This is a genomic window from Massilia sp. Masssp94 (assembly GCF_059491305.1).
The window spans coordinates 1,926,994-1,941,135 of the sequence record NZ_CP168501.1; the positions used below are offsets into that span (position 1 = coordinate 1,926,994).

The following is a 14,142-nucleotide window of genomic DNA, read 5'->3' on the forward strand; positions in this document are numbered from 1 at the left end:
GGCGATGCGTGAAACTGATCAGAACGGCGAGCCTGGTCCGGCGACAAAAAGACTGCATCGTCCATTGTGAAATCGAGTTGTGCCTGGCCCCGGGCGCATCCGGCCGCTACCTGGTCAATCTGCGCCAGGGCCGCATGGGCGAGGAATGGCGCGAAACGACGCGCACCCCGCAACCCGTCGCCCTCGCCGACGCCGACACGCTGTTCCACCTCACCGTCACCGAATGCATGGCGCAGGGCTTCGTCGATCCGGCGGATCTCGCACCGGCAGCCATCCCCGCCGCGCCGCCGCCCATCCGTGTATCGACCGAGGCCGACCGCATCCTGCTCCATCGCCTAGACCATCGGCCGCTGCGGCGACGCCGGCGCGGCCGAGGCGATGCAGCAGTTGGCGGAACGCGGCGCCAGCGATGCCGTGCGCCGCGTCGCGCTGCACGCCTGGCTGATTCTGGCCGGCTCCGATGCGCGCCGCGACCATGCGCGCGCGCTCGTTGCAGACTGGCCGCACGTCCTGCGCGAGACATGGGCACAGGGGGAGATCGATGCGACGGCTGGCGCAACGTGCCGCTCGACGCCTGGCTGGAACAGCTCGACCAGGTTGCACAGGCCGACGACCAGCCGCTGGCGCGCCGCGTGCTGCTGGCCGCGCTGCGCGCCGTGCCGCTCGCCGCCGGCAGCTTTCGCGCCGTGCGCCACCTCTTCAAGATGGCGGAGATGCGGGCCGACGGTGAACTCTTCGGCCTGCTGCAGCGCCGCTTCGAAACGACGGCGCATACCGCGCGGCGTTACGTCCACACGCGCAGGGGCTACCGCTCCTTCGCCGAGGAAGCGGCGCGGCCCGACAGCACGGTAGCCTACGGGTCGTGACCCGCCATTACCTGCTGCGGCGCGGCTGGCGCACGTTGCGGCGCCTGGGCGAGGACGCGTCGCCCGACTTCATCCCGCTGGCGCTCGGCATCCTGGCCACCTACGACGACCGCGACGCAAGCCGGGGCAACAGCGTCCGCACCGCCGGCCGCATCGTCGACCGCTACGGCCACTGGTCCCTGTTCAACCACCTGCTGCGCGCGGCGTACGCATCATCTCGGCGCCGATGCCGCGCCTGAAGCGGGCGCAGTACTGGGTCCTCGACAACGTTCTTTCACGCGCACCCGTGCACCCGGCCGCGCACGGCTTCCTGGCCGGCCGCTCCATCGTCAGCAACGCCGCGCCGCACGTCGGCCAGGCGGTTGTCATCAACGTCGACCTGAAGGACTTCTTCCCGTCGATCGCGCTGCCGCGCGTGCGCGGCGTGTTCCGCCAGCTCGGCTACGGCAAGCAGGTCGCGACGACGCTGGCGCTGCTGTGCACCGAATCCGCGACGGAGACCGTGCAGGTCGACGGCGAGACGTTCCATGTCGCGCACGGCCCGCGCGTCCTGCCGCAGGGCGCGCCGACGAGTCCCGCGCTGACCAATATCCTGTGCCGGCGCCTGGACGCGCGGCTGCAGGGTGCGGCGGCACGGCTCGGTTTCCGCTACACGCGCTACGCGGACGACCTGACATTTTCGGGCGACGAGTCGGTGCGCAAGCTGGCGGCCAAGCTGCTGTGGCGCGTGCGGCAGATCGTGGTCGACGAAGGCTTCACGCCGCATCCGGACAAGCAGGAGGTGATGCGCAGCCATGCGCGCCAGAGCGTGACGGGCATCGTCGACAACGAGAAGCCCGCCGTGGACCGCGACACGCTGCGGTGCTTCCGCGCGGTGCTGTTCCAGGTCGAGAAGGATGGGCCGGCCGGCAAGCAGTGGAACGGCAACGACAATGTGCTGGCGGCGCTGGAAGGCTATGCGCACTTCATCCGGATGGTCGATGCCGACAAGGGCACGCCGCTGCTGGCGCGCGCGCGTGCGGCGCGTGCGAAGTGGAACGGTGACGCGGCTGCGCCGGATGCGGTCGCGCAGCGCGCCGAACGGACCGCTCGGCGCAATCCCCTGCTCATCGGCGGCGGGCGCATGACGTGGTATGCGGTCGCGCAGCAGGGCGTCGTTGCGCTGCTGCTGAGCCGTAAACTCGACAGCAATGTGCCCGTTCTCGCCATGCTGGCGTTGTACTGGCTGTCGGTGCGGGTTCGCCGGATGCTCTGGATTCCGTTTATCGTCGTGATGGTGCTGATCTGGGCGGCGCCGGGTCGCTGTTACGGAGCGGTTACTTCTTGCGTATCCGACGCAACCGCAGTGGCAGCAGATTGAAGAGCCGCACCAGCATATGGAGCTGCCATGGGAAGACACAACAGTCGGCACGCGCGTCGATCGCGGCTGCCATGCGCCGGACAGCATTCGCTTCCGTTTGCAGGAACAGCTTCGCACTCGCGTCGCCTCCGTTCAGTTCGCGCAGGCGCGCCGTGTCGACATAGCCCGGCACAAGCGTCGTCACCGCAATCCCGTACGGCACCAGCGCCTTGCGGTAAGTGGCGCAGATGGCGATGGCGGCGCGCTTGCTGGCACTGTACAACGAGCCTCCGGGATAGTCTATCAACAGGCCGGCGATCGACGCTACTGTCACCACCTGGCCACGCCCCTGGGCACGCATTAACGAGGTAGCGGCTTCGAAAGCGTGGACCAGACCCGCAATATTGGTCTGAACGAGCGCGGGACCAAGGCCCGGATCGGCGGCGAGGCCGGCCGCATCTGCATACTGGCCTGCCGTCACGACGATTATGTCGAGACCCCCGGCCCCGAAATCACGTACGACGTCTCCCACCGCCAAACGGTCGGCGATATCCAGCGTGTAGGTACGCACGCGCGCATCCCGCATGATCGGGTGGCCATCCAGGCGGTCAGGATCGCGCCCGCACAGCGCCAGCTCGGCACCGCGTGCGTGGTAGTGAACGGCCAGTGCCAAGCCGATGCCACTCGTACCACCAATGATCAGGATCTTCATCGTTTGCATCCCGCGAACGCCGCCATCCCTTTCAGGTACCCATAATCCCATTGTGCATGTACCTGGGCGGCGTACGCGTCCTGCGTCGAGGGCACGTCGAGGCCGATGCGGTTATGGCACCAGTCGATCCGCTTGCCGATACCTTGCGCGCGCAGCATACCTTTGGCGTCGCGAGTATCGACCCACGTATCGGCATGCTGCGCATGTACATGCTGCAAGCGCGCGGCGCCGTCGATGCCGAACACCGCGCGCAACGCGGGCAGTGCGAGCCAGCGGTTAAATGGCATTTTGCGTTCCATGACCACCTCGCGCGCGAGACGCTGCGCCAGCTCGATGGGTAACAGATCTATCACGCCACCGCTGTAGTGTCGGCCCGCGACTTCGTGGCTGCGGAAATAAAACATGTCGGCGATCGAGATGCGCGCGGCGTCCGCGGGCGCGATGCCCAGCTCGACCCGTAGCACGGGATCCACGGCGCCGGCGCTCCAGCGCGGGTCCGCCGCTGGCGCCGGACTGCCATCCAGCAGAGCTGCAACACGCTGCGGGCCGAACACGACTTCAGAAAACAGCGGCTGCGTTCTGCGTCGTGCTCCCGTCTGTTCCGGTTCGTACAACAGTCTGGCACCGACGATGGCCAACGCCGGCGCATCCGGTGCGACCCGCTCCGGCAGCGGCAACGGCAGTGCGGCTGGAAGCTCGAACAGATAATCGCGCTGCAGATCAACGATGCGCGCGGACCGAGCACGCCGCAGCCAGCGCAACCCCGCTGCACCGAGCGTACGCAGCGGCGTCGCACGTTGCGTGGAGCGGATCGAACGCAGGAACGCGTACATCGCAGAGCCGGCAATCCAGTCTCGCCGTGCACCGGCGTCGGGCAGAGCCGCAATAGCTGCAGCCGCAATTGCTCCGCCGCAGCTAGCCAGCAGCACATCGGGTCGGCGTCCGCAGTCTTCTGCTGCCGCGTGCACGCCGAGATAATAGGAGAACCGGAAGCCCCCTCCAGCCAGCACGAGGCAGCGTCGATACTGTTCATGCGTGTTCATTGCATGCATAATGCCCAAATGAAAAAATTATCACAAGCACAACGAAAGCGTTCGCCGGACGGACACGTGCTTGTGCGTACGCGCCTCGTGCACCTGATGCTGAACTGGCTTGCATTCAGTGTGTGCTACCCGCTGTGCAATCTGCTCGCCGCGCAGCAGGTGCAACGCAGCCTGGCCATCGAGCTTGATGCCGCGATCCCCTTCCTGCCCTGGATGGCCGTGCCGTATGCCAGCTCGGGCCTGTTGTTCACCCTTGTCTTCTTTCTCGTCCGCGACAACGAACAGTTGCTCGTAGTGAGCCGGCGCCTGCTGCTGGTCACGGTCGCCGGCTGCCTCGTCTTCGCCGCCGTGCCCGCGCAATTCGGCGCCGTACGTCCCGACGTTGCGGACGGCATACCCGCCACGCTGTACCAGTGGCTCGACATTGTCGATCGGCCCTACAACCAATGCCCTTCGCTGCACGTCGCGTACTGCGTGATCATCTGGCTCGCCTTGCGGTCCCTGTGCCGCGACACCGTACGCGCCCTGCTGGGTGCCTGGCTCATGCTCGTCGCTGCGAGCACGCTGTTCACCTGGCAACATCACGTAGTTGACGTCGTCAGTGGCCTGCTGCTGGGCGCCGCCGCCGCGTGGGCGATCAGGCCGGGCGCCGCGCGCCGTACGACCGTCAGTTTTTACTATGCGATCGCGGCGGGCCTCGTCGTACTGGTTGGTGTGGTCCCCCTGCACAGCTGGATCGCGGCTTATGCAGCGGTCAGCCTGTTATTGGTGGCGGCGGCCTATGCCACACGCCGTTCCGATTTCCTCGCCAAGCGCCTGGGTCGACATCCACTTCGCGCCTGGTTGCTCTTCTGGCCTTATCTCGCCGGCTACCGGCTGACGTGGGCCCTCGTGCGCATTCGCGAGCGCGGCCGCCCTGCGTTCGTGCAACATGCGCCCGGATTCTGGTCGGGCCGACGCCTCACTAACGTGGAAGCCCGTGCCCTGCCGCGCGGTTGCCACGTCATCGACCTATCGGGCGAATTGCCCGAGACCGCCCTGCTGCGTCACACGCATTATCTACATTTCCCCCTGCTCGACCTGCAAGCGCCGCGCCCCAGTCAGTTGCGTGTGGTACTGGCCGCACTGGCTCGGCTGCGCGACGCGGGACACCCTGTGTACATCCACTGCGCCATGGGTTACAGCCGCAGCCGACTCATATCGCGACTTCACTTGCGAAGGAAACAACGATGTCCGTCTCGATCTATCAGCTGAAACCGCGCTTCCAGCAATTGCTGCGTCCCCTGATCGGCGCGCTGCACCGGGCAGGCGTGACACCGAACCAGGTGACGCTCGGTGCGATGGCGCTGTCGGTGGCGTACGGCGCGGCGCTGGCCGCTGCACCGGGAACGGCTGGCCTATGGTTCGGACTGCCTCTGTTTCTTCTGCTGCGAATGGCCTTCAACGCGATCGACGGCATGCTCGCTTCCGCGACCGACAACAAGACCAGGCTGGGCGCTCTGCTCAACGAAATCTGCGACCAGGTGTCGGACGTGGCGCTGTATCTTCCGTTCGCGCTAGTGCCCGGCATTGTGGCGCCGCTCGTGGTACTGGTCGTCGTCGGCGCGCTACTGGCCGAATTCGCCGGAGTTCTGGCACTGGCTGTCGGCGCACCACGGGGCTTCGAGGGGCCGATGGGCAAAAGCGACCGCGCCTTCGCCTTCGGTCTCATCGCTCTGTTGATCGGTCTGGGCTCCGGGTCGGCCGGGAGCAACGGTATTCTGGGTGCCATGCTGCTGCTGTCGGGGCTGACCGTCTTCAACCGTCTGCGCCGGGCGCTGCAGGCCGACGCGCCACTGATACAGTAAAGATCCCCTCCACACCAATTGCAGTCGCGATTTTGTGTCCACCGGCCAGTGAGACAAGTGCATCCATCTCCGCCTGCGGACGTGGACGCATCTTCCACAGCTGGCCGCGGTGGTTGATCAACGTATAAGCAATCATGTCGAGCTGAGGGTGCCACGGCTGAGCGGTATAGATCAGGTACCCGCCCGGCTTCAGGCTACTCATCACGCCACGCAACGATGCCAACACCTTGTCGTTATCGCTGAACAGTTCGTACAGGCCGGACACCACGGCGATATCGTAATCCTCCTCTTGTCCTGCATAGCTGGCAGCATCGAATGCGTCGCACCGTTCGACAGTCACCGGGATCGTCAATTGCAGGTCCGCAGCCAGACGGCGCGCGTTGTCGACGTTGTGTTGTATGTAGTCACGCAGCGTGATCTCGAGCGGACTGTCCTGGAACCGCTTGGCGGTCTCGAGGACGTACCGTGCGGAACCGGCGGCGATGTCGAGGATGCGCACCGTTTTCCCTTGCGGCTGCGCGGCAATGCAGTCGGCCAGCATGCGTTGCAACTGCATCTTACGCACGCGGATACCGCGCCAGCCGACGGCGTCCAGGTAACCGCGATCGATGATCTTGCCGATGCCGAGACGGCCGCAAGCTTCGTTGCGGTAGACATAGTCAAGCGACTCGCCGGAATCAAAACCGTAGGTCAGGCCGATGCGCATGCCTTCACTGAGCGGACCTAACACGCCCAGCATGCGGCGCTGCAAGCCGAACCAGGCGCGCGCTGCGGCGCTGCCGCTCTCATTGCGCTCGATAGCGGCGTAGCGGTGCGCCGCGTGGCCGTCGCGGTCCGCGCGCACATAATGCGTTGGAGGCAATGGTGCAGCAGCCCAGCAGTCGCGAATGAAATCGCGACTCGCGTGCAGGGCGGCTGTGGTGTCGCGCTCGTAGAACACGGCGTGGTAGCAGTCGTCGATCCGCACAAAGCGCTTCAAGCGAGAGCTAAGGCGCTCGAAGAACAAACGCTGGGGCTCTTCCTTGACGACATAATCCTTGTCAGCAGCGAGCATCAGCACTGGTACATCGATCGCCGCGGCGTCGGCGACGAGACGCTCTGCCGTATCGCCCAGTTCAAGTAGGATTTTCGCGGAAATACTTTTCGCGATCAGAGGGTCGGCCGCATAAGCCTGCGCCTCGTCGGCGGAATGCGTGAGCATGCCGGGACGGATGTAGCTCGTGACGAAAAGCTCGGGTTTGAATCGCCGCGCGAAACGCAGCGCCGGATTTGCCAGTGGGACGTACAGCTTGATCTGGAACGCGGCGGCTGCCATCACGAGCCCGCGAATGCGCGGAGCGTAGTCGTGCACCCAGGTTGCCGCGACCACCGCACCGACGCTGTTGGCTACGACGATTACGTCCTCGATTGCGATTCCGTAGCGTTCAATGACGTGGCGAACGAAGGCAGCTAGGTCGTTCACCAACGTAGCGAAGTCCGGAGCGTCGCCGCGGGCACCAGGTGAGTAGCCGTGACCGCGCGCATCGTAGGCGAATGCCCAGTCCCGGTGCTCGCCGAAACGCTCGACGAGTGTCGCGATTCGGCCTGAGTGTTCATGACCGCGATGGAGGAAGATCAGTGCGCGCGGCGCACGGTTGGTTGCCGGTGCGACGGGCTGCCACGCACGAAAGAACAGCCGTGTGCCGTCGTCACCGGCAAAACCGGATTCGAAGGTGGTCCAGGCAATGGAATGGTCGATCTTCATGGCAGTGTCCTTAGTCGATGCTGCGGAGCAGGCAGTACAAGAGCGGAGCGGTGAGGACCAGGCTATCCACCCGGTCAAGGATGCCGCCGTGGCCAGGGATCAGTTGGGAAAAATCCTTAATTGACAAACAGCGCTTGGCTGCGGAAAACATCAGATCGCCGGCGAATCCTGCCAGCGACAACAGCAAACCCCACAGTGCCAGCTGCGACGGCGTCGCCAATGATAGATACGTACCGAGCACGAGGCTCACAATCTGCGACATGACGACACCGCCGGCCAAGCCTTGCCAAGTCTTGTTGGGACTGATCGTCGGCGCGATTTTGTGACGACCGAAAAGCTTGCCGGCAACGAACTGACCGATGTCGTTCAACGCCGTCAGAATGAACAGGTAAAACAGCCAGGCGAGATTGGTGCGGGTAGTGAATGGCAGAGAGGCGAAGGCAACGAGCAGTTGCATCGCCGCAGCCGTTGCCACAATCGACGACCACGTGATGGCGGGCCCGGCGGTACCTATCTGACGGCAACGCATCGATAAAACGGAAATGGCGCCACATAGAAGCGCGGCAGCGAGGACCGGCATCCAGCTGTTCAAGATGCCCGTCACCAGGACGATCATCGCAGCCCCTAACCGGAAACGGGTGCGCCCTCCCGGGTAATACGACTCAAGTTCGAGCGTCGCGAAAGCGCAGATGAGATAAGCCAGCACATGCAAGCCTGTCGGATAGGTCACTAATGCCAGGCTAACGATGGGGAAAATTCGCCACCACGCATTGACTTGGTAGCTCAACATGCCAGGCGCTGCACCGCGAGCGGCGAATTTCACAGACAGTGAAGCGACGGCAAGCAGACCGTACAGCGCTGTCATGGCGCGGACGATGGACATCCCGGCGTCGATGAAAGGGAACATGGCAAGCAGTTAAATACCGATTACTTAATCGTATTTGTTTTAACTGTTCGCAATGTCTAAGCTGCAATTTTATTGAGCCAAGTCAATAAAACATAGATGGGAGGAAGCGAGTGCACAGTTTGCAGTGACAACCCGACTAAAGACTGGACCCACAAAGCAAAAAGCCCGCTCAGTGCGAGGATTGGCAGTGCGAATCCGAGCGAGCGGGCTTCGTTTTTCCAAAACGAAAAACCCCGTCGAGATCACTCGACGGGGTTTTCTTAATAACTAGCCTGACGATAACCTACTTTCACACTGGTTGCAGCACTATCATCGGCGCAGAGTCTTTTCACGGTCCTGTTCGGGATGGGAAGGGGTGGTACAGACTTGCTATGGTCATCAGGCATAACTTGTACGAGTGCCGCAGCTTGGTGCATGCGTCACTCTGAATCCGGAAGAAGCAGTTTTCGTAATCTGTTGTCTCAACAAACAGCTGAACCCTTGCGTTGGCAATGACTGCCAAGGTTATAGGGACAAGCCGTACGGGCAATTAGTATCAGTTAGCTTAATGCATTACTGCACTTCCACACCTGACCTATCAACGTCCTGGTCTCGAACGACCCTTCAAGGAGCTCAAGGCTCCGGGAAATCTCATCTCAAGGCGAGTTTCCCGCTTAGATGCTTTCAGCGGTTATCTCTTCCGAACTTAGCTACCCGGCAATGCCACTGGCGTGACAACCGGTACACCAGAGGTTCGTCCACTCCGGTCCTCTCGTACTAGGAGCAGCCCCCTTCAAATTTCCAACGCCCACGGCAGATAGGGACCAAACTGTCTCACGACGTTTTAAACCCAGCTCACGTACCACTTTAAATGGCGAACAGCCATACCCTTGGGACCGGCTACAGCCCCAGGATGTGATGAGCCGACATCGAGGTGCCAAACTCCCCCGTCGATATGAACTCTTGGGAGGAATCAGCCTGTTATCCCCAGAGTACCTTTTATCCGTTGAGCGATGGCCCTTCCATACAGAACCACCGGATCACTATGTCCTACTTTCGTACCTGCTCGACTTGTCGGTCTCGCAGTTAAGCACGCTTATGCCATTGCACTATTAGCACGATGTCCGACCGTACCTAGCGTACCTTCGAACTCCTCCGTTACACTTTAGGAGGAGACCGCCCCAGTCAAACTGCCTACCATGCACTGTCCCCGACCCGGATCACGGGCCAAGGTTAGAACCTCAAACGAACCAGGGTGGTATTTCAAGGTTGGCTCCACGAGAACTGGCGTCCCCGCTTCAAAGCCTCCCACCTATCCTACACAGATTGGTTCAAAGTCCAATGCAAAGCTACAGTAAAGGTTCATGGGGTCTTTCCGTCTAGCCGCGGGTAGATTGCATCATCACAAACATTTCAACTTCGCTGAGTCTCGGGAGGAGACAGTGTGGCCATCGTTACGCCATTCGTGCAGGTCGGAACTTACCCGACAAGGAATTTCGCTACCTTAGGACCGTTATAGTTACGGCCGCCGTTTACTGGGACTTCAATCAAGAGCTTGCACCCCATCATTTAATCTTCCAGCACCGGGCAGGCGTCACACCCTATACGTCCACTTTCGTGTTTGCAGAGTGCTGTGTTTTTATTAAACAGTCGCAGCCACCAGTTTATTGCAACCCTTTCACCCTCATGGAGTAAACCATTCAAGCTACCGGGGCGTACCTTATCCCGAAGTTACGGTACCAATTTGCCGAGTTCCTTCTCCCGAGTTCTCTCAAGCGCCTTAGAATACTCATCTCGCCCACCTGTGTCGGTTTGCGGTACGGTCTCGTATGACTGAAGCTTAGAGGCTTTTCTTGGAACCACTTCCGATTGCTTCGTGCCACAAGGGCACACGTCTCGACCCCTTGAATTACGCGCCCGGATTTGCCTAAGCGCCTTCTATGAGTCAAGAACCAACTATTCCAACAGTTGGACAACCTTCCGCGATCCGTCCCCCCATCGCATCATACGACGGTGCAGGAATATTAACCTGCTTCCCATCAGCTACGCATCTCTGCCTCGCCTTAGGGGCCGACTCACCCTGCTCCGATGAACGTTGAACAGGAAACCTTGGGCTTTCGGCGAGAGGGCTTTTCACCCTCTTTATCGCTACTCATGTCAGCATTCGCACTTCCGATACCTCCAGCATCCTTTACAAGACACCTTCTCAGGCTTACGGAACGCTCTCCTACCATATGGATCAAAGTATAAATACTAAGAAACATATCCGCAGCTTCGGTGACTGGCTTAGCCCCGTTACATCTTCCGCGCAGGACGACTCGATCAGTGAGCTATTACGCTTTCTTTAAATGATGGCTGCTTCTAAGCCAACATCCTGACTGTTTTAGCCTTCCCACTTCGTTTTCCACTTAGCCAATCTTTGGGACCTTAGCTGGCGGTCTGGGTTGTTTCCCTCTTGACGCCGGACGTTAGCACCCGACGTCTGTCTCCCAAGCTCGCACTCATCGGTATTCGGAGTTTGCAATGGTTTGGTAAGTCGCAATGACCCCCTAGCCATAACAGTGCTCTACCCCCGATGGTGATACTTGAGGCACTACCTAAATAGTTTTCGGAGAGAACCAGCTATTTCCAGGTTTGTTTAGCCTTTCACCCCTACCCACAGCTCATCCCCTAATTTTTCAACATTAGTGGGTTCGGACCTCCAGGGCGTGTTACCGCACCTTCATCCTGGCCATGGGTAGATCACCTGGTTTCGGGTCTACACCCAGCGACTGTCGCCCTGTTCGGACTCGATTTCTCTACGGCTCCCCTATCCGGTTAACCTCGCCACTGAATGTAAGTCGCTGACCCATTATACAAAAGGTACGCCGTCACCCCACGAAGAGGCTCCGACTGTTTGTATGCACACGGTTTCAGGATCTATTTCACTCCCCTCCCGGGGTTCTTTTCGCCTTTCCCTCACGGTACTGGTTCACTATCGGTCGATTACGAGTATTTAGCCTTGGAGGATGGTCCCCCCATCTTCAGACAGGATTTCTCGTGTCCCGCCCTACTTGTCGTACGCTTAGTACCACCGTTCGAATTTCGTGTAAGGGGCTATCACCCTCTATGGCCAGCATTTCCAGGCTGTTCCACTATTCGATCGACTATCACGTACAAGGCTCATCCCATTTCGCTCGCCACTACTTTGGGAATCTCGGTTGATTTCTTTTCCTGCAGCTACTTAGATGTTTCAGTTCGCCGCGTTCGCTTTGCATACCTATGTATTCAGTATGCAATGACCTAAAAGGCCGGGTTTCCCCATTCGGAAATCTGCGGATCAAAGTGTGTTTGCTCACTCCCCGCAGCTTATCGCAAGCTACTACGTCCTTCATCGCCTGTAATCGCCAAGGCATCCACCATGTGCACTTATTCACTTGTCCCTATAACGTTGGCCCCTGCATGAGTATCAGGGAACGTCATAACAACAAGAGTTCAGCTTACTATGTTTGTTGATACATACAGATTACTACCCTAAGTGTGCATCTAACTTTCGTTAGCTACACGCTTAAAGAAAACTTTACTTCTTCCAGATTGTTAAAGAACGAGAACTACACTTACCTAAAACCAGCGTCTTACGTAAAGATAGTGGTGGAGGATGACGGGATCGAACCGACGACCCCCTGCTTGCAAAGCAGGTGCTCTCCCAGCTGAGCTAATCCCCCAGTGTAACGTGGTAGGGCTGGTTGGACTCGAACCAACGACCCCCGCGTTATCAACACGGTGCTCTAACCAGCTGAGCTACAGCCCCGAAAACTCTTCTCGTTTAACTTTGAACAGTCGATAAGCGTAGGCGCTTGATGATGGAGCGTAAGCTCCCAGTGCCACTCTAGAAAGGAGGTGATCCAGCCGCACCTTCCGATACGGCTACCTTGTTACGACTTCACCCCAGTCACGAATCCTACCGTGGTAAGCGCCCTCCTTGCGGTTAAGCTACCTACTTCTGGTAAAACCCGCTCCCATGGTGTGACGGGCGGTGTGTACAAGACCCGGGAACGTATTCACCGCGGCATGCTGATCCGCGATTACTAGCGATTCCAACTTCACGCAGTCGAGTTGCAGACTGCGATCCGGACTACGATACACTTTCTGGGATTAGCTCCCCCTCGCGGGTTGGCGGCCCTCTGTATGTACCATTGTATGACGTGTGAAGCCCTACCCATAAGGGCCATGAGGACTTGACGTCATCCCCACCTTCCTCCGGTTTGTCACCGGCAGTCTCATTAGAGTGCCCTTTCGTAGCAACTAATGACAAGGGTTGCGCTCGTTGCGGGACTTAACCCAACATCTCACGACACGAGCTGACGACAGCCATGCAGCACCTGTGTTCAGGTTCCCTTTCGGGCACCCTCCAATCTCTCGGAGGTTCCTGACATGTCAAGGGTAGGTAAGGTTTTTCGCGTTGCATCGAATTAATCCACATCATCCACCGCTTGTGCGGGTCCCCGTCAATTCCTTTGAGTTTTAATCTTGCGACCGTACTCCCCAGGCGGTCTACTTCACGCGTTAGCTGCGTTACCAAGTCAATTAAGACCCGACAACTAGTAGACATCGTTTAGGGCGTGGACTACCAGGGTATCTAATCCTGTTTGCTCCCCACGCTTTCGTGCATGAGCGTCAATCTTGACCCAGGGGGCTGCCTTCGCCATCGGTGTTCCTCCACATCTCTACGCATTTCACTGCTACACGTGGAATTCTACCCCCCTCTGCCAGATTCAAGCCTTGCAGTCTCCATCGCAATTCCCAGGTTAAGCCCGGGGCTTTCACGACAGACTTACAAAACCGCCTGCGCACGCTTTACGCCCAGTAATTCCGATTAACGCTTGCACCCTACGTATTACCGCGGCTGCTGGCACGTAGTTAGCCGGTGCTTATTCTTCAGGTACCGTCATTAGCCCAGGATATTAGCCTGAACCGTTTCTTCCCTGACAAAAGAGCTTTACAACCCGAAGGCCTTCTTCACTCACGCGGCATTGCTGGATCAGGCTTGCGCCCATTGTCCAAAATTCCCCACTGCTGCCTCCCGTAGGAGTCTGGGCCGTGTCTCAGTCCCAGTGTGGCTGGTCGTCCTCTCAGACCAGCTACTGATCGTCGCCTTGGTGAGCCTTTACCTCACCAACTAGCTAATCAGATATCGGCCGCTCCAGGAGCATGAGGTCCGAAGATCCCCCACTTTCATCCTTGGATCGTATGCGGTATTAGCGTAACTTTCGCTACGTTATCCCCCACTCTTGGGTACGTTCCGATATATTACTCACCCGTTCGCCACTCGCCGCCAGGTTGCCCCGCGCTGCCGTTCGACTTGCATGTGTAAAGCATGCCGCCAGCGTTCAATCTGAGCCAGGATCAAACTCTTCAGTTTAATCTCTGTTTTTGCTACTTTCGTAGCAGATCGCTCACTCAAAATACTGACCGTCACTCATTGCTGAGCAACGTATTTCTTTTGTGTGAACATTTGATAATTTAAGCATTCAGCACCCCGAAGGATGCTGGCACTTCATCAAACGCCCACACTTATCGACTGTTGATTGTTAAAGAACTGTATTCGGTACTGCCTTGCTGCGCTTGCGAATCGTTTTGTTCGTCAGCAGCAGAGAAGTGAGATTATGCAGTGCTTCGCTTAACTCGTCAACCCCTCGTCTATTTCTGCAACACACTCGATGTAA

The 14,142-nt window shown here is 59.4% G+C and carries 9 protein-coding genes, 2 tRNA genes and 3 rRNA genes; 5 read left to right on the forward strand and 9 right to left on the reverse strand.

Annotated features, from left to right (window positions below):
• Positions 1 to 8: 8 nt before the first annotated feature.
• The 3 genes from ACEN9G_RS08440 to ACEN9G_RS08450 are packed head-to-tail and all read left to right on the forward strand — an operon-like array spanning position 9 to position 2,226.
• Positions 9 to 866 (forward strand): hypothetical protein, encoded by an 858-nt coding sequence (locus tag ACEN9G_RS08440; RefSeq protein WP_495605535.1) that lies wholly within the window; start codon positions 9 to 11, stop codon positions 864 to 866.
• Entirely contained in the window at positions 863 to 1,105 is a 243-nt protein-coding gene (locus ACEN9G_RS08445) for a hypothetical protein (protein ID WP_483126566.1), read from the forward strand. Before ACEN9G_RS08440 ends, ACEN9G_RS08445 begins: the two co-directional genes overlap by 4 nt.
• The gene (locus tag ACEN9G_RS08450) at positions 1,093 to 2,226 is read left to right on the forward strand and encodes a reverse transcriptase family protein (protein WP_413342209.1); all 1,134 of its coding nucleotides are present in this window, start codon (positions 1,093 to 1,095) and stop codon (positions 2,224 to 2,226) included. Before ACEN9G_RS08445 ends, ACEN9G_RS08450 begins: the two co-directional genes overlap by 13 nt.
• Here ACEN9G_RS08450 and ACEN9G_RS08455 read toward each other — a convergent pair.
• On the reverse strand, positions 2,183 to 2,917 hold the full coding sequence (locus ACEN9G_RS08455) for an SDR family NAD(P)-dependent oxidoreductase (RefSeq protein ID WP_413342211.1): 735 nt from the start codon (positions 2,915 to 2,917) through the stop codon (positions 2,183 to 2,185). The genes ACEN9G_RS08450 and ACEN9G_RS08455 overlap by 44 nt on opposite strands.
• A complete protein-coding gene (locus ACEN9G_RS08460; RefSeq protein ID WP_413342213.1) occupies positions 2,914 to 3,960 on the reverse strand; it encodes a patatin-like phospholipase family protein in 1,047 nt (348 codons plus the stop codon). The genes ACEN9G_RS08455 and ACEN9G_RS08460 overlap by 4 nt, the downstream gene beginning before the upstream one ends.
• Positions 3,961 to 4,056: 96 nt before the next feature.
• On the opposite strand from ACEN9G_RS08460, the gene ACEN9G_RS08465 reads away from it, so the two are divergent.
• On the forward strand, positions 4,057 to 5,214 hold the full coding sequence (locus ACEN9G_RS08465) for a phosphatase PAP2 family protein (protein WP_495605536.1): 1,158 nt from the start codon (positions 4,057 to 4,059) through the stop codon (positions 5,212 to 5,214).
• On the forward strand, positions 5,190 to 5,807 hold the full coding sequence (locus tag ACEN9G_RS08470) for a CDP-alcohol phosphatidyltransferase family protein (RefSeq protein ID WP_413342216.1): 618 nt from the start codon (positions 5,190 to 5,192) through the stop codon (positions 5,805 to 5,807). Before ACEN9G_RS08465 ends, ACEN9G_RS08470 begins: the two co-directional genes overlap by 25 nt.
• Here ACEN9G_RS08470 and ACEN9G_RS08475 read toward each other — a convergent pair.
• From ACEN9G_RS08475 to ACEN9G_RS08505, 7 genes are all read right to left on the reverse strand, one after another.
• Positions 5,758 to 7,551 (reverse strand): bifunctional alpha/beta hydrolase/class I SAM-dependent methyltransferase, encoded by a 1,794-nt coding sequence (locus tag ACEN9G_RS08475; protein WP_413342218.1) that lies wholly within the window; start codon positions 7,549 to 7,551, stop codon positions 5,758 to 5,760. The genes ACEN9G_RS08470 and ACEN9G_RS08475 overlap by 50 nt on opposite strands.
• A 10-nt stretch (positions 7,552 to 7,561) precedes the next feature.
• Entirely contained in the window at positions 7,562 to 8,458 is an 897-nt protein-coding gene (locus ACEN9G_RS08480) for a phosphatidate cytidylyltransferase (RefSeq protein WP_413342220.1), read from the reverse strand.
• A gap of 270 nt (positions 8,459 to 8,728) precedes the next feature.
• Positions 8,729 to 8,841, reverse strand: a 5S ribosomal RNA gene (gene rrf, locus ACEN9G_RS08485).
• Between the two features lie 125 nt (positions 8,842 to 8,966).
• Positions 8,967 to 11,859, reverse strand: a 23S ribosomal RNA gene (locus tag ACEN9G_RS08490).
• 206 nt (positions 11,860 to 12,065) lie between these two features.
• A tRNA-Ala gene (locus ACEN9G_RS08495) sits at positions 12,066 to 12,141 on the reverse strand.
• 9 nt (positions 12,142 to 12,150) lie between these two features.
• Positions 12,151 to 12,227: transfer RNA gene (locus ACEN9G_RS08500), tRNA-Ile, on the reverse strand.
• A gap of 82 nt (positions 12,228 to 12,309) precedes the next feature.
• Positions 12,310 to 13,838: ribosomal RNA gene (locus ACEN9G_RS08505) — 16S ribosomal RNA — on the reverse strand.
• Together the 16S, 23S and 5S rRNA genes with 2 tRNA genes alongside form the textbook arrangement of a ribosomal RNA operon.
• Between the last annotated feature and the right edge of the window lie 304 nt (positions 13,839 to 14,142).

Excerpts from the sequence above, each read along its gene's own strand:
- ACEN9G_RS08475 (WP_413342218.1), bottom strand. The coding sequence starts at position 7,551 with ATGAAGATCGACCATTCCATTGCCTGGACCACCTTCGAATCCGGTTTT.
- ACEN9G_RS08465 (WP_495605536.1), top strand. The coding sequence starts at position 4,057 with ATGCTGAACTGGCTTGCATTCAGTGTGTGCTACCCGCTGTGCAATCTG.
- ACEN9G_RS08470 (WP_413342216.1), top strand. The coding sequence starts at position 5,190 with ATGTCCGTCTCGATCTATCAGCTGAAACCGCGCTTCCAGCAATTGCTG.
- ACEN9G_RS08480 (WP_413342220.1), bottom strand. The coding sequence starts at position 8,458 with ATGTTCCCTTTCATCGACGCCGGGATGTCCATCGTCCGCGCCATGACA.
- ACEN9G_RS08455 (WP_413342211.1), bottom strand. The coding sequence starts at position 2,917 with ATGAAGATCCTGATCATTGGTGGTACGAGTGGCATCGGCTTGGCACTG.
- ACEN9G_RS08450 (WP_413342209.1), top strand. The coding sequence starts at position 1,093 with ATGCCGCGCCTGAAGCGGGCGCAGTACTGGGTCCTCGACAACGTTCTT.
- ACEN9G_RS08460 (WP_413342213.1), bottom strand. The coding sequence starts at position 3,960 with ATGAACACGCATGAACAGTATCGACGCTGCCTCGTGCTGGCTGGAGGG.